Below are 24,668 nucleotides of genomic sequence, written 5' to 3' on the forward strand. Positions count from 1 at the left end.
TCCGGATGATTTTACCGGGAGCTATGGCGATTATCTAACCTTCGTTTTCTTTATCGGTCAGTGGCCGCTGATTGTCGCTTTTGCCGGCGCGTGTAAAACTGATGCGTTCTCAGAGGATTGCATATCTTACTATTACTGTTTGTATGGAAAATCGCTGTGTTTGGGGGTTCTTAGGTGATAATGGCAGGCAGCCTTGGGTAAATACAATGGTTTGAAAAGATTGGCCGAAGGTCTGTTGGAGCAGGAAAAATATGAGAGTTGATCGATGAAGTATTGCAGCCAGTGCGGCGCTGAGTTGGAAATTAAAGTGCCGGATGGAGACAATCGGCCCAGGCACATCTGCGCTGAGTGTCTGACGGTCCACTATCAGAATCCCAAGATGGTGGTGGGTTGTATTCCGATGTGGGAAGACAAAGTGCTGCTCTGCCGCCGAGCGATCGAACCCCGTTACGGACTATGGACACTGCCTGCGGGTTTTATGGAAAACGGCGAGACCAGCCAGGAGGGCGCAGCCAGGGAGACCCTGGAGGAGGCGAATGCCAGAGTGGAGGTGGAGACGTTGTATGCACTCTTCAATCTTCCTCACATCAGCCAGGTTTATATGTTGTTCAAAAGCCGTCTGATGGATCTCGACTTTGGACCGGGCAGCGAGAGTCTGGAGGTCGCTCTGTTTGCTGAGCAGGAGATCCCCTGGGATGAGATTGCCTTTCCGGTGGTCCATGAGACCCTGCGGCTTTTTTTCGAGGATGCCAGGCGTAATCACTATGAATTGCGCAGCGGGACGATTGTTCGTCTGTCAGACAATCCCCGCCGCTACCACACCCAACTGCTGTAGAGTCAGCAGGCGTAAGTCATAGACCATGATTTCCATAGGTGGGCACAAGACGAACATTGTTGGCAACCATGCCGTCGCCCTTCTCACTCTTTTCGATATAGAATTCGAGTACGGTCTCCCGGTTTGACAGGAGTTCGTCGGTGACACCGTCGGCCAGCTCATTGGCATGGCAGAATACGCTCTCATAGGGGGATTCCGGATCACGTGGATCCGTAATCCACAAGTTCGGATCGATGCGCTTGATGAAGCGCAGAAAGCCATATCCTTTGTCGGGAAACCATTTCGAGCAGATGCCACGGACGCAGGAGCCAGGGGAGCCCCACTCGTTACGTGGTTCATAGGAGATCGGTAACAGGTCGGGAATCAGAAAACCGGAAAAAAAGTCATCGACCCGCCGTTGCAGTTCCTTGGAGACGTTGCGGAAACCGAGCAGTTCCACACGGCAGCCCCGGTCCTGCAGGGCAGTCACCACCTGTAGGAAGTCGCCGTCTCCGGTGACCAGCAGCACCAGATCGAGTTTTTCCGACTGCAGCATGGCATCGACCGCCAGATCGAGATCCGCATTGGCCTTGGTTGTGACATTGCCCTCTTCATCGGTGTAGCGGCGTACTATTTTAACGATGATCTTCCAGCCGTAATCCCGTACCATCTGCTGATATGAACGTGCCCGTTTGGCGTATTCGTAATCATCCTTTGCCCGTTCCTGGTCAAAGGCAATATAGGTGTTCATGCGCAATAAATTACCGCCAAAACGTGCGGCAAAGCGGCGTAGAATATCGTATCGAAGTTGGTAACCGCCGTTGTAGCGGATGTTTTCGGCGTCCACGAAAACGCCTATCTTGAGGTTATTATTCAATGTAGCTCTCTAAACAAAAAAATGAATGATATAGATTCGGCAATATAAATACGTGACTCATTAATGGTGGATTAGGTTTCCATTTGCAGTCTTTATATTAAGATGAATAATGATTGTTAAACAGGCCTTGCTTTGAAGTGAGCCTATGGAATTGCAGGGTAACTGAAATTTGAAAAGGATTCGAATGACAATATCCGTTTTCAGATGTTATTAACCCTATTGTTAATAGGATAATCCAGGCCATTGATCTCCAGACGAGCCCTTTTGTTTCATAGTGTGATGGCGATCGCCATCTGGTCCGCATGGTATTTGATCGCTGGGGAAGATGTGATTATCGCCGCCATGAAGGATCATTGGCAAGTGACCCTGACAATGGCGTTCGGTTCTTTTATCGCAGGGGCCACCAGCGAAGGTGGCGGTGCGATAGCTTTCCCTGTCTTTACCAAGGTGCTGCAGATCGACCCTGCAAGTGCAAAGATTTTTTCACTCGCTATTCAAAGTGTGGGAATGAGTGCAGCATCCCTGATGATTATAGCGATGGGCGTGCGTGTAGAGTGGCGGGTAATTCGTTGGGCCGGAATTGCAGGTATTCCCGGGATGGTTATAGGTGCGACTGTGGTGGCGCCGTTGCTGACATCAGCCATGATCAAAATGAGCTTTACCTTCATGGTGACGAGTTTTGCGGTTACGCTGTTCATGCTGAACCGCCGCATGCGACTCTGCCACGACCGGCTGCCGGATGAGAGTGGCTACGAGTCTTGGATTATCGCTCTTGCAGGTTTCGTTGGCGGTGTGATGTCTGGTCTGGTGGGGAACGGTATCGACATCATTACCTTCTCTGTCATGGTGCTGTTATTCAGGGTGAGTGAAAAAATTTCAACACCCACCTCAGTGATTCTGATGGCATCGAATTCGATTGTCGGTTTTCTGCTACATATTTTCGTGATCGATGGTTTTACGCCAGAGATCAGGGAGTGGTGGCTTGCCGCCATACCTGTCGTAGTGGTTGGTGCGCCTTTGGGGGCGATGTTCTGTAGTCTGCTGGATCGTGAGGTTATCGCGAAAGGGCTGATTTTGCTGATCCTGATTGAATTTATCAGCTCACTCTGGCTGATCCCCATGACACCGTCTGTTGTATCGGTCAGCCTGATCATGCTGGTGATATTTTCACTGCTCTACTATGGTATGTACAGTGTAAGACGTTACGAACCCATGGGATCAGATTGACCTGAGTTTGATCGAGTCAAAGACTTATTAGTCAAAGGTATACTGCTAAAGAAAAACGGGGACGGGGAGATGAATGAGAGGATCGATGATATCACCATCGTGGGTGGCGGTGCGGCAGGCTGGTTGATGGGTCTGTTCCTGACCACGATGCTGAACAAGGGGGAGTCCAAAGTCAAGGTGACCCTGATAGAGTCGCCAAATATTCCGACCATCGGCGTTGGCGAAGGGACGGTGACGGGTTTTCCCCGCTTGCTCCAGCAACTGGGCATCAAGGAGAGCGAATTCCTGCGTAAATCCGATGCCACCTTCAAATGCGCAGGAAAATTTGTAGGCTGGAATCTGGATGCCCAGGGCAAACCGACCACCTTCTATAATCCCTTTAACGTGGGTGGATACGTCGGCGGTTTTGAAACAGGTTATTACTACCAAAAATATGGCAACGCACCAGGTGCGAGCAGTTTTGTCGATAGCATCATGCCGACTCAGATGGTGGTGGAAAACCAGCTTGGTCCAAAATTGATAGGCGCAAAGGATTACGAGAGTCCCGTACCCTATACCTACCATCTGCACGCCCACGACTTTTCCAGGCAGATCGCAAATATTGCGAAAAAGAGGGGGGTCGTACATATCCTGGACGAGATGGTGGACGCGGAACAGGATGAGAACGGCTATATCACGGCGCTCAACCTGAAAGAGAAGGGACGTGTGCCGGTAAAACTGGTGATCGATTGTACCGGTTTCAGAGGGCGTATATTGCAGCAGGTGTTGAAAGAGCCCTATAACGAATTTGGTAACCACTTGCTGTGTGACCGTGCCATCCCCATCCCTCATCCCCATGAAGATCCTAAGAGACTGACTCCGTGCACCACCGCAACGGCGATGAAGGCGGGTTGGACGTTCGATGTGCCACTCTATAGCAGAATGGGTACGGGTTACGTTTACTCAAGTCGTTTCATCTCCGATGATGAAGCATTGGATGAACTGATCAGACACATCGGCGATGAATCCCTGCGGGAAAGAACGCCACCGGTGATCAAGATGCGGGTAGGCCGGGTACGCAACACCTGGGTAAAGAATGTTATCGCCACCGGCCTTTCAGCAGGCTTTGTGGAGCCACTGGAGGCTTCCGCGATCTATACCATCGAGATGACGGCGCGCATGCTGCTGACCTATTATCCTGAGCAGGGCATCGAGCAGAAGACAGTCGACCGCTTCAATGAAGTCATGAACCGGATGTATAATGAGATTCTCTCCTTCATCGTCATGACCTACTACACTTCCAACCGTACCGAGCCCTTCTGGGTTGCCGCCCGTGAGGATATCGATCTGCCAGACAGACTGCGGGAAAATCTTGAGATGTGGCAATCATTCATGCCGTCACCTCATGATGTCGAGGGCAAATTTCTCTTCAGCCACTGGAACTATATCTATGTCCTGCTCGGTAAAGGTTATTTCGAGGGACGCCATTTTCCGGCTGAACGTTTCCTTGTCAAAAGTGACTGGACGCGTTTTTCCAATCATATAGCAGAGGTCAAACGACAGATGAAACAACAACTGCCTTCGCATTATGATCTGCTTAAAGCGATTCGGAGTGGGAGGTAAGGGTCCCTCAATACTTGAAACGGCCTGCTTTTTCAGAGTAATAAGATAGAGGAATTACATCGGTGTTACCCGTTGACTATGCAATACGGCCAGAGGCCGAGGAACCTTTTCTACAGGCGGACAGGTCGACTCCCTGTCTTCTGGTCATCTTCGGTGCGGCGGGAGACCTGACTCGCCGTAAATTGATACCCGCGCTCTACAATCTTCTTTGCGAACGCGTGATTGATGAGCGGTTTGCGGTCATCGGCTACAGCCGAACCGAGCAGGAGAGCGAAGCGTTTCGGGCGATGTTGGAGAGTGCGGTCAAGGAGTATTCCCGCACGCAGCCCGTCGATCCGCTGGTCTGGCAGAGCTTTGCGAAACGCATAGAATATGTGCGCGGATCGTTTGAGGATCCTGAAGGTTACAATGCATTACGGGAACGAATCGATGTTCTGGAGCAGGGCATTGGTACAGGTGGCAACCGGCTCTTCTATCTGGCTACTCCACCCGCGGCTGCACCGCAGATACTGCATCGTCTGCAGGAGACGGGGGTGCTTTACGATAGTAGTGATGAAACCCCTTGGTCACGGGTGATCATGGAGAAGCCCTACGGTCGGGATTTGACCTCGGCTCAGGAGCTCAACCGTATTGTAGGCGAAGTGCTGGATGAGAGTCAGGTCTACCGTATCGATCATTATCTAGGTAAGGAGACAGTGCAGAATATCCTGGTGACCCGTTTTGGCAATACTATCTTTGAACCTCTCTGGAACCGAAAATATATCGATCATATCCAGATTACTGCGGCGGAGTCGATCGGTGTCGAGGGAAGGGGACGCTTCTATGACCAGACCGGGGTGATTCGAGACATGGTGCAGAGCCATCTTTTGCAGGTGCTGTCGCTCTGTGTCATGGAGACGCCGATCTCTTTTGCGGCGGACGATATCCGTGATAAACGGGTTGAAGTGCTGCGTTCCCTGCGCCCCATATCCGCTGATGGTATCGAAAAACATGTCGTGTTTGGTCAGTACCGGGGTTACCGTGATGAGGAGAATGTCGACAAGGACTCCCGTACCCCCACCTATGTGGCGCTCAAGTGTTTTATCGACAACTGGCGCTGGCAGGGGGTGCCCTTCATGTTACGGGTCGGGAAGCATCTCAAAGCGCGGATGACTGAGATCTCTGTCGTTTTTCGTCCTGTGCCGCACTGTCTTTTCGGACGTGACGATGTCTGCCAGACCCTCGACTCCAATGTGTTGACGATCCGCATCCAGCCGGATGAGGGAATCGATCTCAAAATTATCAGTAAACAGCCGGGGGATTCACTGCAGGTGGGAACAGTGGAGATGGATTTCAGCTACTCAGATGCCTATAACCATCCGATCAAAGATGCCTATGAGCGCCTCTTGCTTGATGCCATGCGCGGCGATGCCACCCTGTTTGCGCGTCGTGACGAAGTGGAGCATGCCTGGCGATTCGTAACGCCGATTCTGCAAGCCTGGGAACGGGCGACAGATCGCTATCCGGCCTTCTATGCTGAAGGCGGTGCGGGTCCTGTGGAGGCGGATAAACTTATGCACCGATACGAGCGAAAATGGCGGGAGATCGTTTAAGTGGCGGGAGAGATAATCATTGTCGACGGTGCGCGTTTTGTTCTCACTGCATCACAGTGGATTCTGGATACCATAAAGACGGTGTTACAGCATAACGAACGTTGTCATCTGATGCTGGCGGGGGGTGGAACACCGATGCCGGTTTATCGGAAACTCTCTCAGCAGGAGATTCCCTGGGAGAGGATGGTGATCTTCTTCGGCGATGAACGCTGTGTGCCCCCAACCCATGAGGCCAGCAACTATCGTGCGGCGGTTGAGGCACTCTTTCCTAGTGGTCTGCCGGATGATCTGATACTACATCGCATGCATGGTGAGGATGATCCTGAAACCGCTGCTGAGGCATACGAGGCGATTCTGCCGGAACAGATCGACATCCTGCTGTTGGGTTTGGGTGAGGATGGACATACGGCCTCCCTGTTCCCCGATTCGGATGCGCTGGAAGAGTGGCAGCGGCGGATCATTCCTGTGGTCGGCAGTAAACCGCCACCACAACGTTTGACCATTACCCCTGCTGTTGTCAGGTCGGCGAAACATACCCTGATGATGGTGGAGGGTGACGCTAAAGCTGATGCCGTGCGGCGGGCGCTTGAAGTTGGTGATGTACCGGCTACCCTGGCCAGCGAAGCTACCTGGTTGATTGACAGGGCAGCTGCATTGGCTCTGTCAGAATAAGGGGCCAACATTATGCCTTTATTCAATTGTGGATAAAATATACGGAAGAATGCGTAGGCCTGATCAAGCGTAGCGGATCGGGCAACATCGAGTGCCGAAGCAGGAGTAGTTGCCGGTTCCGCTGCGCTTGAACCGGCCTGCTTTAACGGCGAAGTATCAATAAAGGACAATGCTTCCATCGGCCTGGTATTGGATGTAAGCGAGGTTGCTCTGCAGGCCCAGATGATCTCCACTGTTACGGAACTTGCTCAACACAATGTCGCTGCTGCCGAGATCGCCTTGTGCGCCATCCACCTCGATGAAGACGATACAGCCCTCTCCCCAGTACTCTGCATCGTTACAGGTTTCCCCGTCTCCTGATGCGCAGACAGTGACAGGAAGCCCACGGCGAATCGCTTCCTGATGTGCGAACTGAAGGTGGTCTGTTATGGAACCGGCCGCTTTGGCCGTGGCTTCATTTTCGTTCAGCTGACTAAAAGCCGGGACACCGGCAACGATCAAAAAAAGAAATACTGCCGCTGCCATCAGCAGCATTGTAGATCCTGTGCCATTACATCGATTGATTCTATCAATACCCATTACGTTACTGACTCCATAACTGATCTTGTTTCTCATTATCGGAAAGTCGTGCGATTTCTTCATGCGAAAATGGAATCTAGTTCACGGAATGACAGGGATTGACCCTGAAAACCGCAATCTGAGTAATAGAAATCCCAGCCTGGGGAATGGCTTTCCGATTCCACGCCAGTTACTGTTTTGTTGCTGACAGATAGTTATCTGCATCATTCTGAAAAGCGTGAGAGGGTGGGGGATTACCGCTGCACCGGTATGAATTGTGATATATGCTAAGATTTATTATCCCACCGCCAGTTATTCGCAATAAATATGGACATCAATAAGATGAAGAAAGAGATGCTGCGTTTGCCCACGATTTTCCTTACTACAGTTGTGTTGATCTCTCTGTCAGGCTGTGCGCAGAAGGAAGCCCCTCCGGCAGAGGTAACCGCACGGCCGGTCAAGTCAATGTTAGTGGCAGCACCGGCGCAGGGGGGAGTACGAAACTTTCCCGGGCGGATCGATGCGGAACACAAGGCGGAACTTTCGTTTCGGGTGGCCGGAAAAGTGATCAAGATGGAGGTCGCAGAGGGTGAACGGGTCAAGAAGGGGCAACTGTTGGCGAAACTCGATGCCACGGACTACCAAGTGGTCGTGAAGGACCGTCAGGCCACTTACGAGAATTCCAAAAAAGACTTTAACCGAGCCAAGGAGTTGGTGGATAAGGGGCATATCTCCCGGCGTGATTACGACAAACTCGAAGCCTCATTCAAAAGCGCCTCTGCCGCTCTGGAAAAGGCGCGCCTGGATCTTGGTTACACTCAGTTGAAGGCGCCTTTTGATGGCAGCGTCGCCAGGCGTTATATACAACAGTTCGAGGAGGTGCAGGCCAAGCAGACAGTCTTTTCCCTGATGGACAATACCCAGTTGGAGGTTAAGTTCGACGTGCCGGAAAACCTGATCTTGCGACTTGCCCCTGCCAAAAAAGATGCGGAGAAGGCTGGAAAAGTGTCTGTCTGGGCCGCTTTCGATACGGTGCCGGATAGACGCTTCGATCTGGTATTTAAAGAGATCGCTACCAAAGCAGATGCCAAAACCCAGACTTTTCAGGTGACCTATACCATGCCTGCTCCGGTCGGACTGGTCGTATTGCCGGGCATGACGGCCAACGTCACTGCAGATCTCACCAAGGCGCTGGAAGAGAGGGTGGTCCACTTCGTGCCCATCAATGCGGTATCCGCTAATGGCAAGCTCGATTCCCGGGTCTGGGTTGTGGATGAGACATCGATGACGGTTACAGCGCGAAAGGTATCACTGGGACGCATGAGGGGCGCCGAGATCGAGGTGACGGATGGGATAGAGCCGGGATTACGGATCGTTACCGCAGGTTCAGCCTATCTTGCCGAAAATATGAAAGTGACGCTGATGAAACAGACCGAGCAGGCTGAGCCCAGGGCGGAGGATATTCCCGTCATGGACAAACAGTAGCAGCGGCCCCACGGACTGACAGGAATCAGCTAATGAACATCGGTGAATATTCGATAGAGAAGAAGGTCGTCTCCTGGCTGCTGGTCATCATCATGGTGGCGGGTGGTTTTTACGGCTTCGAGAAGATGGGCAAACTGGAAGACCCCAACTTCACCATCAAACAGGCCAAGATCATCACCTTCTATCCCGGCGCCACCGCCCAGGAGGTGCAGGATGAGGTGACCTACCATATTGAGGAGGCGCTTCAGCTGATGGGACAGCTGAAGCGCATCAAGATGTCGATTGCGCGTCCTGGCATGTCCGATCTCAATGTCGAGTTCAAGGACGAGTATAAGGCGAAAGATTTTCCCGACATTTACGATGAGCTGCGGCGCAAGATCGCCGACATGAAACACAAGCTGCCACCGGGAGTCCAGGGGCCGATCATCGTCGATGATTTCGGTGATGTCTATGGTATCTACCTTGCCTTGCAGGGGGAGGGTTATACCTATCGTGATCTCAAGGACGTGGCGGACGATCTCAAGAAACAGCTGGTGTTGGTGGATGGGGTCAAGAAGATCGTCATCGGCGGTGAGCAGCCGGAAGTGGTTTATGTGGAGATATCCCGTACCCGTATGGGCGAACTGGGTATCTCCCTGGAACAGATCGGCAGCGTCCTGCAGTCCCAGAATGTGGTCGAGGACGCAGGCAAGGTGCGGGTGGGACCCGACTATATCCGCATTCATCCGACGGGTGAGTTTGACTCAGTGCAGGCGATCGGCGATCTGCTCATCAGTTCGGATAACAGGAAACTGATCTACCTGAAGGATATTGCCACTATCCATCGTGCCTACGAGGAAGTGCCCGGTAAACTGATCTATTTCAATGGAAGGCCTGCACTCACCATGGGTATATCCATGCGCGGTGGCGAAAATGTCGTTGCGGTGGGTGAGACGCTGGTGCAACGCTTCCATGAGCTGCAGTCGATTATTCCTGTCGGCATGGATTTGAACATTATTTATGATCAGCCAACCGAGGTAAACAAGTCCGTCAACAGTTTCATCGTCAGTGTGGGGCAGGCGATCGGCATCGTGATTGCAGTCCTGCTGCTTTTCATGGGATTGACCTCGGGGCTGATAATTGGGGCAGTGCTTCTGATCACCGTATCTGGCACGCTGCTTGTGATGGAGTTGTATGGCATAGAACTGCAGCGAATTTCGCTCGGTGCACTGGTTATCGCGCTGGGTATGTTGGTGGATAACGCTATTGTGGTGGCGGAAGGCATGCTGGTTCGCATCCAGTCGGGAATGCCGGCAACCCAGGCGGCGAAAGAGGCGGTGGGAAAAACTATCTGGGCGCTGCTGGGGGGCACCATTATCGGTATCCTCGCATTTTCCGCGATAGGTCTCTCCAGCGATAACACCGGTGAGTTTGCCAGCTCACTCTTCTATGTGATTCTGATCTCCCTGACGCTCTCCTGGGTTACGGCAATCAGTACGACGCCGCTCTTGTGCGCCCTCTTCATGCGTCCGAAAAAAGATGGGGCTGCGGATAACCCCTATGACAAAGGTTTTTTTAAAGTTTTTCGTACTTTTCTAAAAGCGGTCATCAAGGCACGCTGGCTGGCGGTTATTGTTGTGATTGGCTTGTTTGTGAGTGCCGTACTGGGGTTCGGCTATATCAAAAACGCCTTTTTCCCCAGTGCCAGCACGCCGATGTTTTTTGTCGATGTCTGGGAACCCGAGGGAACCGATATTCGGGAGACCCGTGATGATGCTTTGAAGATCGCTGAATTCCTTCGCAGTCAGGCGGGTGTGGTCAAGACAACCACGCTGGTGGGCGGGGGGGATGCCCGGTTTGCGTTGACATACGAGCCCAAAGAGGCAAGTCCGGCCTATGCCCAGATCATCGTGCAGACAGAAGAACTGGAACAGATCTCCCAAGTCTGGCCGGCCGTCGCAGATTATATGCGCGACAATTTTCCTGAACTCGATCCTATTATCAAGCCTTTCCGTATCGGTCCAGGCCGCGACGGCAAGATAGAGGCGCGTTTCCATGGGCCGGACGCGGCAATCCTGCGTGACCTGGCCGAACAGGCCAAGGCGATCATGCGGCAGGACCAGGAGGCCAAAGAGATCAACGACGATTGGCGCCAGCCGGTGGAACTCATCCGTCCGCTCTTCAATGAAAAGGTGGGGCGACAGTTGGGTATCACGCGCCATGACCTTGCTATTGCATTGAAGTCTGCATTTGAAGGCAAAAGCGTGGGTCTCTACCGGGACGGTATCCGGATGTTGCCGATCAAACTTCGACCACCGGTCGATGAGCGTGCGGACGTGGCTAATATTCAGGACATCCAGGTCTGGAGTCCCGCGTTGCAGAAGGCGGTGCCCGTGGCACAGGTTGTGAGTGGTTTCGAGACTGTGTTCGAGAATACGGTGATTCGGGGACGCAACCGGATACAGACCATCATCGCGGCCTGTAATCCAACGGGGGAATTGGCGACGCCGCTGTTCAACCGTCTGCGGGCGAAGATTGAAACGATTGAGTTGCCAGCGGGTTATGAACTTTCCTGGGGTGGCGAATACGAAGACTCCGCCAATGCCCAGGCGGGACTCTCCAAAGTGCTGCCGGCGGGTTTTATTATGATGATTCTGGTCAGTATCCTGCTGTTTGCCAAGGTGCGTCAGCCGTTGATCATCTGGTTGACCGTGCCACTGGCCATTGTCGGCATCACAGCCGGACTGCTTGGTTTCGACGGTGCCTTTGACTTTATGTCTCTGCTCGGCGCATTGAGTCTCATCGGCCTGTTGATCAAAAATGCCATTGTTTTGATCGATGAGATCGACCAGCAGATCGATGATGGCAAAGAGCATTTGGCGGCGATTCTGGACGCCACGGTAAGTCGGTTGCGTCCGGTGTTGATGGCAGCCGCCACCACCATTCTGGGATTGATCCCGCTGCTCTCTGATGTCTTCTTCGTCAACATGTCGATTACCATCATGGCGGGACTGGGTTTTGCGACGCTGCTGACACTGCTCTTTGTCCCGGTTCTGTACGCGGTTTTCTTCCGGGTGCCTTACTCCAAGGATGCCTGATCCGCTGCGCTTGATCAGGCCTACGAATCCAGTATGCCACTGGTTTTGATCGGTAGTAATAATTGCCCTTCTGATAGCATGGTATCTGTTGGCTGTCAGGGGCAGACGCTGATCTATACTTCCTCTCATAACTCCAAAGGAGGAGATGGACATGTCGGATATACTGCAGCACATACGTAGCCCTGCTTCGAATCGGAATGATTCGGATGGCAACCTGCTGGAATTGGCTCCCTGGTCAGAAGATGCGGCAGTTGCAAGAGCCCAGGAGTTGGGTATCGAATTGAGTAATGACCATTGGGATGTTGTCCTCTTCGTGCGTGATTACTATCGCGGACGAGGGGAGAAGGCCAAGGCGAGGGAGATCACAAAGGCGTTGGTGGAGGAGTTTGCCGAAGATGGCGGCAAAAAATGGCTCTATCAGTTGTTTCCCCGTGGACCAGTTACCCAGGCCAGCCACATAGCTGGTATACAGGTGCCTGGAGGCACAAACGATTCATCCTTCGGCAGTACCCATTAGGCGGTCAGAAAACGCGGGTTCTCAGCATCACCAGGGTGCAGCCCTCCAGCCACTCGATGCCCGCCTTGTCCAGACGTGACATGAGTTCGCGGGATTCGGTGCCTGGATTGAAGATCACTCTGCCGGGTGCTGATTTGACGATCTCATCGAACGTGGGCACCAGGCGCTGTGGCCCGACATAGAGGGTCAGGGTGTCGATGGTTTTTGAGATCTTCCCTAATGATGGAAATACCTGCAGGCCTTCGACGCTCTCCAGTTTCGGGTGTACAGGCGTGACTTCATAGCCGAGTTCGTTCAGCAGTTTAATCGCCTGATTGGCGTAACGGTGCGGCTTGGCGCTGGCGCCAAGCACCGCGACATGGTGTTCTGACGGCTTCATAACGCCTGAATCTTTTCTGCCTGCGCCTGCAAATCCTCAAGCGCCTTACGGGCGACCTCCATCTTGTCCTTCTCTTTCTGCACTACGGCCGCTGGCGCCTTGTCGACAAAGTTGGGGTTGGAGAGTTTTTTCCCGGTGCGTTCCACTTCCCCCTGTAGTTTGCCGATCTCCTTCTCCAGACGTTTGATCTCCGCGTCTTTGTCGATCAGACCAGCAAGGGGGATCAGCACTTTCATCTCGCCCACCAGCGCAGTGGCGGACTCCGGCCCCGCCTCTCCCGCAGGCAGGACTTCCACCGACTCTGTGCGGGCAAGGAAATCGAGGTAACGCCGGTTGGAGGTGAGCCAGGTCTGATCCTGTTCGGTGGCGTTGGCCAACAGCACCGGAACTGGCTTGCCGGGGGCGATGTTCATCTCTCCCTTGATCTTGCGGATGCCGAGAATGAACTGCATGGTCCACTCCATCTCGGCGACTGCACGCTCGTCGATCAGTGATTGATCAGCCACTGGATAGCCCTGCAGCATGATGGTGTCACCCTGGGCATCGGTCATTGGTGCGACCCTCTGCCAGATCTCTTCGGTGATGAAGGGCATGATCGGATGAGTGAGGCGAAGCAGGGTCTCCAGAATCTGAACCAGGGTGCGACGGGTGCCGCGTTTGGCAGCGTCCGAGGAGGTATCGTTCGTCAATACCGGCTTACAGAGTTCCAGGTACCAGTCACAGTAGTTGTTCCAGGTGAACTCATAGATCGCTTGGGCAGCGTGGTCGAAACGGTAGTTGTCGATCGATTGGGTTACTGCAGAAATAGTCGACTGCAGTTGGGTGGTGATCCAGCGGTCGGCGACTGAAAGTTCCACCTCCGATGAACCTTTGCCGGTATCTTCGCCTTCGGTGTTCATCAACACGTAGCGAGTGGCGTTCCACAGCTTGTTGCAGAAGTTACGGTAGCCTTCGACCCGGCCCAGATCGAACTTGATGTCGCGGCCCCGGGAGGCCAGTGCGGCAAAAGTGAAGCGCATGGCATCGGTACCGAAACTGGGGATGCCGTAGGGGAAGTCCTTGCGGGTTGCCTGTTCGATCTTCTTCGCCAGTTGCGGCTGCATCATGCCGCTGGTGCGTTTCTCCACCAGTGGTTCCAGTTCGATACCGTCGATCAGGTCGATGGGGTCGAGCACGTTGCCCTTCGATTTCGACATTTTGTCGCCGTGGGAGTCGCGTACCAGACCGTGTACGTAGACCTCTTTGAAAGGCACATCGTCCATGAACTTGATGCCCATCATGATCATGCGGGCGACCCAGAAGAAGATGATGTCGAAGCCGGTGACCAGCACTGAGGTGGGGTAGAAAGCCTTTACCCGCTCGGTATCCTCGGGCCAGCCCAAGGTGGAGAAGGGCCAGAGGGCGGAGCTGAACCAAGTATCGAGCACATCCTCATCCTGTCGCAGAGGATAGTCGATAGGCAGATCGTGTTTCTCCCGCACTTCCGCTTCGGAGCGGCCGACATAGACGTTGCCCTCGTCGTCATACCAGGCCGGGATCCGGTGGCCCCACCAGATCTGGCGACTGATGCACCAGTCCTGAATGTTGCGCATCCACTCAAAATAGGTGTTTTTCCAGTTGTCGGGGACGAATTTGATGTCGCCGTTCTCCACCGCCTCGATGGCCGGTTTCGCCAGTGGCCCCACCTTGACGTACCACTGGTCGGTGAGAAAGGGTTCGATAACCGCGTCGGAGCGGTCGCCCCGTGGCACCATCAGCTTGTGGTCATCGATCTTCTCCAGTAGTCCCTGGGCCTTCAGGTCGGACACGATCTGCTTGCGTGCAGCGTAGCGGTCCATGCCGATGTAGGCCGCCGGGATCAGGTTGTCCTCACCCTCATCGTTGTCACGGATAGCGGCATCGACGGTGAAGATGTTGATCAGGCCGCCGTGGGGCTCTTCAGAGATGACCTTCTCATCCCGGTGGCGCTGCCAGACCGCATAGTCGTTGAAGTCGTGGGCCGGTGTGATCTTCACGCAGCCGGTGCCGAACTCGGGATCGACATGCTCCTCGTCAGCGATGATGGGGATCTTGCGGCCTGTCAGCGGCAGCTCCAGCAGTTCGCCGATCATGTGCCTGTAGCGCTCGTCACCGGGGTTGACCGCCACCGCGCAGTCGCCAAGCAGGGTCTCCGGCCGGGTGGTGGCGACGATCAGGTGGCCCTGGCCGTTGGAGAGGGGATAGCGCATGTGCCACATGTGGCCGCTCTCCTCCTTGGAGAGAACCTCCAGATCGGAGACGGCAGTGTGCAGCACCGGATCCCAGTTGACCAGACGTTTGCCCCGGTAGATCAGTCCCTCTTCATAGAGGCGGACAAAGACCTCCTTCACCGCATCCGAGAGTCCCTCATCCATGGTGAAGCGTTCGTGCTCCCAGTCGAGGGACGAACCCATGCGCCGCAACTGGCGAGTGATGGTGTTGCCGGAGTGCTCCTTCCAGTCCCAGATCCGTTCGATGAATTTTTCCCGCCCATAGTCGTGACGGGTCTTGCCTTCGGCATTGATCAGCCGTTCCACCACCATCTGGGTGGCGATGCCCGCATGATCAGAACCCGCCTGCCAGAGGGTGCGTTCCCCCTTCATGCGGTGGAAACGGGTCAGGGCATCCATGATGGTGTCCTGGAAGGCGTGACCCATGTGCAGTCTGCCGGTGACATTGGGTGGCGGGATCATGATGCAGTAGGCACCGCTCCCTTCGTCTTTGGGCGCAAAGTAGCCGCGCTCCTCCCAAGTTTGGTACCAGTGTTGTTCTATGGCGTGGGGATCGTAGGTCTTGTCCATGGGGTTCGTGATGGTTGGTCGCAAAAGGCGCCTAGTATAACCGGATGGACCGGATAAGGTGGAGGGCGGTTTTTCGCCGATTCTGCTCAACTGTGTGGAGAATCTGCCTTCAGTTACCGCTTTCGTGGCCGCCAAACAGGTATGGAACGGCTCGATTTCGGAGAGAATGGGAGCCATCTGAACTAGGATTGACTGAGACATATTGGCGAAAAATGGACGCTTCTATAGATATACTGGCGATAGATGACGACAAGATAAGTCGAAAAATTATTGGCCGCAGTCTGGAGGCGGCAGGTATGGTGCCGAGGTTCGCCGAAAATGGCGAAGAGGGGCTTGCTGAAGCCCAGCGTCATATTCCCGATATCGTCCTTCTCGATGTGGAGATGCCCGGCCTCAATGGTTATGAGGTCTGCGATCGTCTGCGCCACACTGAAGCGACCAAAGATGTCCCGGTTGTCTTCCTCTCCTCTCATAGTTCCCTGCGGGAAAGAATGCTGGGCTATGAAATGGGGGGGGATGACTATCTGGTAAAGCCTTTTGAGTCGAAAAACCTGATCGCCCGTATCAGGGTGCTGATCAAATACAGGGAAGAGCAGCGGGAGTTGCAGGCGCAATACGAACTGGCGCAGAAAACCGCCTTTATCGCGATGACCGGGACCAGCGAACTGGGCATGGCTGTGCAGTTTGTGGAGAAGAGTTACGCTCACAAAACCTACGAAGAGCTGGCAGATGAGCTTTTCGGAGTCATGGATCATCTGCAACTGGAGTGTTGCCTGATGATCAAGGATGAAAACACGCCTCTTTGGTTCTCATCGAAGGGCGGCATCAGTCCATTGGAAAAGGAACTGATCGAGATGGCCGATAAGGAGATGCGTTTTTTTGATTTTGGAGCCAATACCATCGTCAACTACCCCACGCTCAGTCTGTTGGTAAAAAACATGCCGCTCGATAATCCTGAACGTTATGGGCAAATCAAGGATCTCCTGCCGGTAGTGCTGTCTGCGGCGAATGCAAAAAACAGCACCATTAGTGTCGAAATGGCCCTGCTGGGGCAGAGCCGTGATCTGTTGAGTGCCTTTGGTCAGATCCGCACAAAGCTCTACTATCTTGCCCGGGGCATGCTGGACAAACAGGAAGAGAGTGGTGGATTGCTGCGGGAGATGGCGGAGCATATCAACTACGATCTGTTGGGCATGGGTCTGGAGGAAGATCAGGAGGAGTATCTGCTGACGCGAATCGATACTGCGATCGATGAGGCGATGGAGCGCATCGACTCAGGTGAGACCATTTACCATACGCTGTCAAATGTGCTGTCGAGCATTAAAGGGGTTATGCAGAATCAGGAGCATATCGTGGAGGCATTTGCCATGAGCCAGACAGTGGATAGTGATGCAGATAAGAAAAACTATGAAGGGGATATTGAGCTCTTTTAAACACTGAAAATCCGCCACAAAAAACCGCATAAAAGCCTACTCTTCATTGCTGAATCTATCTTCTAGTCCCTCTTAGAATAAAGCGCCATTACCATGACCCGATAATAGGGGCATCCCGCTGTGTTCCGGGTAAATTCAGTAATGGTTCGGCAACAAAAAAAGACTATCATAACCGGATGATTCAATCAGGGTGGAGCAGGTTCCGCCTCCCGACAAAGGAAGGAAGTAAATGAGTGGAAAAAGACAGGTTTTCTCTTTTGAAGAGGGTGACGGCAAGAATAAACAGCTGTTGGGCGGCAAAGGTGCGAATCTGTGCGAGATGACCCAGTTCGGTCTCAATGTGCCGCCCGGCTTTGTCATCTCCACCGAGGCCTGTCTCGACTATCTCGCCAACGAAGCCCAGCAGCTGCCGGATGGCCTGATGGACGATGTGAGAGAACACATGAAACGGGTCGAGGCGGCCACCGGCAAGGGTTTCGGTGATGCCAAGAATCCGCTGCTGGTCTCTGTACGCTCCGGCTCCGCGATGTCGATGCCGGGCATGATGGACACCATCCTCAACCTGGGGCTCAACTCCGAGACCCTGCAGGGCGAGATCGAACAGACCGGTGATGCCCGATTTGGATATGACGCCTATCGCCGTTTCATCCAGCTCTTCGGCAAGGTCGCCCTCAATGTGCCCGACGAACTCTTCGATGCGGAGTTTGAGCAGGTAAAACAGAAGGCTCATGTTACAGAAGATGTGGGGCTCTCCGGAGATGACCTGAAAGAGATCAGCGAGCGTTTCCTGACTGTCTTTGAAAATCATACCGGACGACCCTTTCCGGAAGACCCTTTCGATCAGCTGGAGATTGCCATCAAAGCAGTATTCGGCTCCTGGGGCGGCAAGCGGGCGGTGGATTACCGCCGTGAATTCAATATCACACCTGACATGGCCAATGGCACTGCGGTCAACGTCTGCACCATGGTCTTCGGGAATAGGGGTGACGACTCCGCCACTGGCGTTGGCTTCACCCGTAACCCCGGTACCGGTGAAAACAAGTTGTATGGAGAGTATCTGGTCAATGCTCAGGGCGAGGATGTGGTGGCGGGTATTCGTACGCCAAAACCCATCGACCATCTCACAGAAGAGATGCCGGAGATGGCGCGGCAGCTTGCGGAACTGCGCGAAAAACTGGAGACCCACTATAAAGAGATACAGGATTTCGAGTTTACCATCGAGCGCGGCATTCTCTACTGCCTGCAGACCCGCAACGGCAAGATGAACGCAATTGCCATGGTGCGTACCTCCGTGGAGATGATGGAGGAGGGGCTGATCGGCAAGGAGCAGGCTCTGCTGCGCATCGATCCCGCCCTTCTTGAGCAGATGCTCTACCCCCGCCTCGATCCTGACGCTAAGGCGGATGCGGTGGCCCAAGGCTTGCCCGCATCCCCGGGTGCGGCCAGTGGCCGGGTCGTTTTCGATGCGGACCGGGCGGAGATCATCGGCAAGGATCAGGGGCAGAAAGTGATCCTGATGCGCGAGGAGACCAAGCCCGAGGATATTCATGGCTTCTTTGCCGCAGAAGGTATCCTCACCAGTCGTGGCGGCAAGACATCTCACGCCGCAGTGGTGGCCCGTGGCATGGGCAAGCCCTGTGTGGCGGGTGCGGAGGGTATCTCTGTGGATGTGCAGCGCCGTGAAGCGCATATCGGCGGTTTGGTGATCCGGGAAGGCGATGTGGTCACCATCGACGGCAGTAGCGGCAATGTCTATTTGGGTGAGATATCGATGGTGGAGCCCGACTTCACCGAGGAGCTGAACCGGTTGCTGCGCTGGGCCGACGATGTGGCCTACCTGCGGGTGGTGGCCAATGCCGATACCGGACCGGATGCCACGCGGGCGCTCAAGTATGGCGCCAAGGGTATAGGTCTCTGCCGTACCGAACGCATGTTCAATGATGTCGACCGTCTGCCGGTAGTCATCGAAATGATCGTGTCGGAGACCGATGAACAGCGTGAGGCGGCGCTGGATAAGCTGTTGCCGATGCAGCGCGCCGACTTTAAGGCGATATTTGAAGTCATGTCGCCGTTTCCGGTCACCATTCGTCTGCTCGATCCGCCGATCCACGAGTTTCTGCCATCCGAGCAGCAGTTGCTGGCGGATCTGGAGCAGCTGCGCCATCTGCGCAATTCGGTGCGCGGCATGGAAGTGTTGGCCAGCAGCATGATCCTGCTGCACGATCCTGATCAGGCAAAGCAGGAAGCGGCTTCGATGCGCCAGATCGTGGACATCGACATGGTGGAAAAGACGCTGAAAAAGAAGGAGACCATGCTGAAAAAGGTACGCGCTCTGACCGAAACCAACCCGATGCTGGGGCATCGCGGCGTACGGTTGGGTATTACCTTTCCTGAGATCTATTCGATGCAGATTCGGGCAATCCTGGAGGCTGCCGCCGAGTGTGCCGCCAAGGATCTGGAGGTGCATCCGCAGATCATGGTGCCCCAGGTCTGTACCGCTGAAGAGCTGAAAAAGGTCAAGGAGACGGTTGACCGGATTCGCGGTGAAGTCGAGAAGGAGTTCGGACATCCGCTCAACTTCCGCTTTGGCACCATGATCGAGGTGGTGCGTGCCTGTATGCGGGCTGATACCCTGGCCGAAGAGGTGGATTTTTTCTCCTTTGGCACCAATGATCTGACCCAGGCCACCTTCTCCTTCTCCCGCGAGGATGCAGAAAACAAGTTCCTGCCCATGTACAACCAGATCGGTATTCTTCAGGACAATCCTTTCGAGGTGTTGGACGAAAAAGGTGTGGGCAAGCTGATGGATCTGGCGGTGAAGTGGGGACGTGAAAAGAAGCCCGATCTGAGTGTCGGTATTTGTGGAGAACACGGTGGGCATCCTGCCTCCATCGCCTTTTGTCATAGGGCGGGGTTGAACTATGTCTCCTGTTCCGCGCCGCGGGTGCCGGTGGCAAGATTGGCTGCAGCCCATGCCAGTCTGCTGAATAAAAAAAGGTCGAAGGCTAAAGGCTAAAGGAGGCTGTCCCACCAGCGTAGGCTGGTTCAAGCGTAGCGGAATCGGCAACCAGGATTGTATTGCAAAAGTCTGGGTGCCTGCCCGCTACGCTTGATCGGGCCTACCTGCGAATAGTTACGCGTGTCATGAAATTCTTCATCACACCGCGAATTTGATCTAAAACAGTGACAGAAAGATCAGGTATGCCTAGAATGCCGCGCTTACTTGAGAGTGTCTGCATGAAATTCAATCGAATCCCAGCTGTTCTGTTATTGACCTTGTTTTTTCAAGGTGCAACTGTTGCTGCGACTGATCAGCAGTTTGCAGCGATCAAGCGTCTGGGAGAGCTCAACGGTGTGGCCCTGCACTGCCGTTATCTGGAGCAGACCCAGAAAATGAAAAGAGTGCTGGTGATGACGCTTCCCAAACGCAGGCAGTTGGGAGAGTTGTTCGATATTGAAACCAATACCTCCTTCATGAGTTTTATGGCGGCACAGGCTACCTGTCCGGATGTGCATACATTCAAAAAGCAGGTGGATACCGCTATGCAGCAACTTGAAACTGTTTTTAGCAAACCCTAAGCCGATTATTATGTGGTTCAAACGTTACCTATTATCTCTGTGTGTCGCTTTCGGCCTTATTTTCTCAGGACAGACTCTCCTTGCGGATGACAGTTTTGATGTCGTTGTCAGTATCAAGCCGATCCACTCCATCTTGGCTGGCCTTATGGAAGGCACAAAAGGCCCGCAGCTACTTGTGAGTGGGGAGCAGAGCCCCCTTGAATTCAAACCAACTGACCAGCAGAAGCATGCTATGCAGTCTGCAGATCTGGTCATCTGGGTCGGCCCGGAGTTGGAGACGCATCTGGCGGAATCGATAGCCGCGCTTGAATCCCGGGTAAGGGTAATTGAGCTTTTGTCGAGCCAAAGCATGAAGATTCTGCTTTCGCGGGGTGATGATACACAACGTGACCCTTTTTTCTGGCTCGATGACCGGAATATCATCATTTTGTTGGATGATCTTACCCATTTGCTGGTGGAGGCAGACCCGCTCCGAACCCATATCTACCAACAAAACAGACGCAAGCTGATGCAGCGCCTCACCCGTCTCGACCGGGAGTACGAGTACGGTTATCGAGGATTGAAGGCGGGATTGGGTGTGCAGTATTACGACACACTTCACTATTTTGAACAGGCTTATGCGCTGACGGTGCTCGAACATATGGGTATCTCTCCAAGGCAACCTGGGGATGCGGCTTCGCTGTTCAAGGTGCGGCAGCGCATCGTGGACGGTGAGGCAGTGTGCCTGTTGATAGAAGCAGGCATGCCTGCGGAGCATGCAGGGCTTTTGACTCAGGGGCAGGAAGTCAATGTCGGCAGGCTCGATAGCCTGGGCATCAATCTAAAGCCGGGTCCCGAGCTCTATTTCCAACTGATGGATCACAATACGGATACCATCAAGCGTTGTCTGAATGCGGATATGGGGGCAGCGGAACAGGCGCGTATCACCGCTGATAGTAGTGGTATTCCCGATCAGGAGGGTATCGGTGGGCGTTTCATCCTGACCGACCATCTTGGTAGAACGCTCACCGAAGATGACATGCGGGGAGGTTATCACCTGCTCTATTTCGGTTATACCTACTGTCCGGATATCTGTCCCACAACCCTGCAGGTGCTGTCACTGGCTTTGGACGAACTGGGTGAAAAGGCCAAGTTGATACAGCCCTATTTCATCACCATCGATCCGGAACGGGATAGCGTCAAGGTGATGCGTAACTATGTAGAGTACTTTGATTCCCGGTTGATCGGGGTGACTGGTTCAAAGCCGATGATTGAGCGTGTTGCCGCCCAGTTCAAGGTAAAATATGAAAAGGTGGAGGAGGAGTTGGCTGATCCCAACTTCTACATTATGGATCACTCCGCCAGCCTCTATCTATTGGGACCGGACGGCCGCTTTATAAAAAAGTATGTCTATGGCATTACCGCTGAACAGTTGGCTCAGGCGTTGCTTGAGGTTCTGCCCTAAATTCCACTTCTTCCTTGTGCTGATATAGAAAAATCTAATCTGTGTTATTTGACCAAAATCAATGTGTCATATGACGTATTTTTAGACTATTCTCGTGTGAGTGCTTCGTGATTAGGCGGAGTGCAATCTGTCTCTAAACTTGGGGAAGGGGAATAATGAAGAAAAGCACCAAACAGTTATGTACGGCGCTTGTGGGCCTGGGTATTGGGCTAGGAGCGGCTTCAAGCAGTTTCGCCCAGCAGTCTCTCAAAGATGTGATGCAGGCGCGTGGCCTGACTCAGAAAGACCTGCTGGCAGCAGCCAAGACCTACACGCCAACCGGTGGGCGCGATGAGTATCTGGCTTTCAGTTCAGGCGGCCAAAGCGGCCATGTGATCGTATACGGCATTCCGTCGATGCGCATCCTGAAATACATCGGTGTTTTCACCCCGGAGCCTTGGCAGGGTTATGGCTTCGATGATGAGTCCAAGGCAGTATTGGCTCAGGGTAATATCCAGGGTAAACAGATCAACTATGGTGATACCCACCATCCGGCCTTCTCCGAGACCAATGGTGAGTACAACGGTAAATACCTGTTTATCAATGACAAGGCCAATCCGCGTATCGCGGTAATCGATCTGCATGATTTTGAAACCAAGCAGATCGTCGTAAACCCTTTCATGAGGTCCGATCACGGTGGTGCATTTGTCACCCCGAATACGGAGTACGTGATGGAGGCCTCCCAGTATGCTACTCCTGTCGGTGACGAGTTCGTGCCGCTGGAAGAGTTCAACGAGAAATATCGTGGCGCTCTGACCTACTGGAAGTTCGACATGAAGAAGGGCAAAATTCTGCCCGAGAAATCCTTCACCTTTGAATTGCCTCCCTACAGTCAGGATCTCTCTGATGCAGGTAAAGGCCCATCAATGGGATGGGGTTTCACCAACTCCTTCTGCTCCGAGCGTTATGTCGGTGGTATCGAGCGTGGACGTCCTCCTTTCGAGGCGGGTTGTTCGCAGAAAGATACTGACTTCATGCACGTAACCAACTGGAAAAAGGCTGCGGAGCTGGTCGCTGCCGGTAAGGTGCACAAGGTCAATGGCGCTTACCAGATCACCATGAAACAGGCCGTTAAAGAAGGTCTGCTCTATTTGATCCCCGAGCCAAAAAGTCCCCACGGTGTTGATGTAAGCCCGGACGGCACTCACATCATTGTCTCTGGCAAGCTCGACAGCCATGCCTGGGTCTACAGCTGGCCCAAGATCAAGAAGGCCATCGACAGCAAGAAGTTCGAAGGCAAAGATCCCTATGGCATACCGATTATCGCCATGAAGGATGCTCTGCATACGCAAGTGCAGGTGGGCCTGGGTCCGCTGCATACACAGTATGATTCCAAAGAGTGCGTGGTCTACACCTCTATCTATGTGGATTCCATGGTCACCAAGTGGGACTACTGCAAAGGTAAGGTGCTGGATCAACTGCTGCATATCCACTACAACATCGGTCACTTGTTGACAATGGAAGGCGACTCCGTCTCTCCTGACGGCAAGTATCTGGTCGCCCTCAACAAGCTGGCTATCGATCGCTTCAATCCTGTCGGTCCACTGCATCCGCAGAACCATCAGCTGATCGATATCAGTGGCGACAAGATGCAACTGCTCTACGATATGCCGCTGCCGCTGGGTGAACCCCACTACGTTGTGGCAATCAAGGCCGACAAGCTGAAACCTGCGGTTCGCTACAAGTCCGGTTGGGACAGCCGTGCCAACAAGATATCACCCTGGAAGACCCGTGCCGGTCGCGAGAAGGTGGTTCGCAAAGATGGTGTAGTGCATATCTACGGTACCGTTATCCGTTCCCATATCACGCCTGAGATCATCGAGGTTGAAGAGGGTGAGACTGTCTCTATCCATCTGACCAATCTGGAGCGTGCAGAGGACGAGACCCATGGTTTCGCCATGTACGGCCAGAACGTCAATCTCTCGATTGAGCCTGGCAAGACCGTATCCGCCACCTTCGTGGCTGATAAGGCTGGTGTCTATCCCTACTACTGCACCGAGTTCTGCTCCGCGCTCCATCTGGAGATGCAGGGTTACCTGCTGGTCAAACCCAAGGGTTATGTGGCCAAAACTGGCGCGAAGATGACGGAAGGTCAGAAGTACACCAAGGCTGATTTCGACAAGCAGGTCAAGGTCAATATCGACACCCAGGCTATAATCAACTCGGTGGTGGTTTTATCACTGCTCAATAACTACAAGGACTTCTTGAAGTTGTAGCCTTGGTTGAGGACGCATTCGACCAGCTTACTTTTGCTGAAGAGTCCAAGAAGAAGTCTGAGGGGCTATGCCGCAAGGGGTGACTACCAAGAACGCGACGCTTTGGTAGGTCAGCACTGGCAGTACCAGGTCAGACCGCGAACGCATGGGTCTGCGTGCCAAAACCTTCCTTGAGGAGCATGGCGCCATATCAGTAAAAGGCAAATAATTGCTGAGAAGCAATTAACCTGAAGGAGGGGACCTAACGGTCCCCTTTCATTTATAGATGGTAATTTGGCCGAGAATTATAACTGTATGGTTAGCTGGATTTTCTCCTGATAGCGATAGCAATACGTAAT

At 53.5% G+C, this 24,668-nt stretch carries 17 protein-coding genes; 13 read left to right on the forward strand and 4 right to left on the reverse strand.

Annotated features, from left to right (window positions below; all coding sequences use genetic code 11):
• Positions 1-265: 265 nt before the first annotated feature.
• A complete protein-coding gene (locus tag G9Q73_RS18495; protein WP_177421095.1) occupies positions 266-835 on the forward strand; it encodes an NUDIX hydrolase in 570 nt (189 codons plus the stop codon).
• 16 nt (positions 836-851) lie between these two features.
• Here G9Q73_RS18495 and G9Q73_RS18500 read toward each other — a convergent pair whose 3' ends face one another.
• Entirely contained in the window at positions 852-1,691 is an 840-nt protein-coding gene (locus G9Q73_RS18500; RefSeq protein ID WP_177421096.1) for a LabA-like NYN domain-containing protein, read from the reverse strand.
• Between the two features lie 243 nt (positions 1,692-1,934).
• On the opposite strand from G9Q73_RS18500, the gene G9Q73_RS18505 reads away from it, so the two are divergent.
• From G9Q73_RS18505 to pgl, 4 genes are all read left to right on the forward strand, one after another.
• A complete protein-coding gene (locus G9Q73_RS18505; RefSeq protein WP_246345393.1) occupies positions 1,935-2,918 on the forward strand; it encodes a sulfite exporter TauE/SafE family protein in 984 nt (327 codons plus the stop codon).
• 69 nt (positions 2,919-2,987) lie between these two features.
• Complete coding sequence (locus tag G9Q73_RS18510; RefSeq protein ID WP_177421097.1) at positions 2,988-4,520, forward strand: tryptophan halogenase family protein; 1,533 nt, start codon at positions 2,988-2,990, stop codon at positions 4,518-4,520.
• Positions 4,521-4,582: 62 nt separating this feature from the next.
• On the forward strand, positions 4,583-6,112 hold the full coding sequence (gene zwf, locus G9Q73_RS18515) for a glucose-6-phosphate dehydrogenase (RefSeq protein WP_177421098.1): 1,530 nt from the start codon (positions 4,583-4,585) through the stop codon (positions 6,110-6,112).
• Positions 6,113-6,784 carry a 6-phosphogluconolactonase gene (pgl, locus tag G9Q73_RS18520; protein WP_177421099.1) on the forward strand — a complete coding sequence of 224 codons (672 nt, stop codon included), beginning with the start codon at positions 6,113-6,115 and terminating at the stop codon, positions 6,782-6,784.
• A gap of 156 nt (positions 6,785-6,940) precedes the next feature.
• Here the strand turns inward: pgl and G9Q73_RS18525 are convergent, their stop codons facing one another.
• Positions 6,941-7,318, reverse strand: coding sequence for a GspH/FimT family pseudopilin (locus tag G9Q73_RS18525; RefSeq protein WP_177421100.1), 378 nt, complete (start codon positions 7,316-7,318; stop codon positions 6,941-6,943).
• A gap of 351 nt (positions 7,319-7,669) precedes the next feature.
• Here G9Q73_RS18525 and G9Q73_RS18530 point away from each other — a divergent pair, with 351 nt between their 5' ends.
• The 3 genes from G9Q73_RS18530 to G9Q73_RS18540 all read left to right on the forward strand — a co-directional run bounded on the left by G9Q73_RS18530 (position 7,670) and on the right by G9Q73_RS18540 (position 12,421).
• Positions 7,670-8,827: an efflux RND transporter periplasmic adaptor subunit gene (locus G9Q73_RS18530; protein ID WP_246345395.1), complete on the forward strand. Its 1,158-nt coding sequence runs from the start codon at positions 7,670-7,672 to the stop codon at positions 8,825-8,827.
• Positions 8,828-8,859: 32 nt separating this feature from the next.
• Positions 8,860-11,904 (forward strand): efflux RND transporter permease subunit, encoded by a 3,045-nt coding sequence (locus G9Q73_RS18535; protein ID WP_177421101.1) that lies wholly within the window; start codon positions 8,860-8,862, stop codon positions 11,902-11,904.
• A 151-nt stretch (positions 11,905-12,055) separates the two neighbouring features.
• Entirely contained in the window at positions 12,056-12,421 is a 366-nt protein-coding gene (locus tag G9Q73_RS18540; protein ID WP_177421102.1) for a TusE/DsrC/DsvC family sulfur relay protein, read from the forward strand.
• 4 nt (positions 12,422-12,425) lie between these two features.
• Here the strand turns inward: G9Q73_RS18540 and G9Q73_RS18545 are convergent, their stop codons facing one another.
• Positions 12,426-12,800: a CoA-binding protein gene (locus G9Q73_RS18545; RefSeq protein ID WP_177421103.1), complete on the reverse strand. Its 375-nt coding sequence runs from the start codon at positions 12,798-12,800 to the stop codon at positions 12,426-12,428.
• Positions 12,797-15,619 (reverse strand): valine--tRNA ligase, encoded by a 2,823-nt coding sequence (locus tag G9Q73_RS18550; protein ID WP_177421104.1) that lies wholly within the window; start codon positions 15,617-15,619, stop codon positions 12,797-12,799. The genes G9Q73_RS18545 and G9Q73_RS18550 overlap by 4 nt, the downstream gene beginning before the upstream one ends.
• A 212-nt stretch (positions 15,620-15,831) precedes the next feature.
• On the opposite strand from G9Q73_RS18550, the gene G9Q73_RS18555 reads away from it, so the two are divergent.
• From G9Q73_RS18555 to nosZ, 5 genes are all read left to right on the forward strand, one after another.
• A complete protein-coding gene (locus G9Q73_RS18555) occupies positions 15,832-17,052 on the forward strand; it encodes a response regulator (RefSeq protein ID WP_177421105.1) in 1,221 nt (406 codons plus the stop codon).
• 229 nt (positions 17,053-17,281) lie between these two features.
• Complete coding sequence (gene ppdK, locus G9Q73_RS18560; protein ID WP_177421106.1) at positions 17,282-20,068, forward strand: pyruvate, phosphate dikinase; 2,787 nt, start codon at positions 17,282-17,284, stop codon at positions 20,066-20,068.
• Positions 20,069-20,262: 194 nt separating this feature from the next.
• Entirely contained in the window at positions 20,263-20,631 is a 369-nt protein-coding gene (locus G9Q73_RS18565; protein WP_218649985.1) for a hypothetical protein, read from the forward strand.
• 10 nt (positions 20,632-20,641) lie between these two features.
• A complete protein-coding gene (locus G9Q73_RS18570; RefSeq protein WP_178941540.1) occupies positions 20,642-22,075 on the forward strand; it encodes a metal ABC transporter solute-binding protein, Zn/Mn family in 1,434 nt (477 codons plus the stop codon).
• 155 nt (positions 22,076-22,230) lie between these two features.
• Entirely contained in the window at positions 22,231-24,330 is a 2,100-nt protein-coding gene (gene nosZ / locus G9Q73_RS18575; RefSeq protein ID WP_304956623.1) for a Sec-dependent nitrous-oxide reductase, read from the forward strand.
• Positions 24,331-24,668: the final 338 nt, after the last annotated feature.

The sequence above is a fragment of the endosymbiont of Lamellibrachia barhami genome (genome assembly GCF_011947365.2).
Taxonomy (GTDB): domain Bacteria; phylum Pseudomonadota; class Gammaproteobacteria; order Chromatiales; family Chromatiaceae; genus QGON01.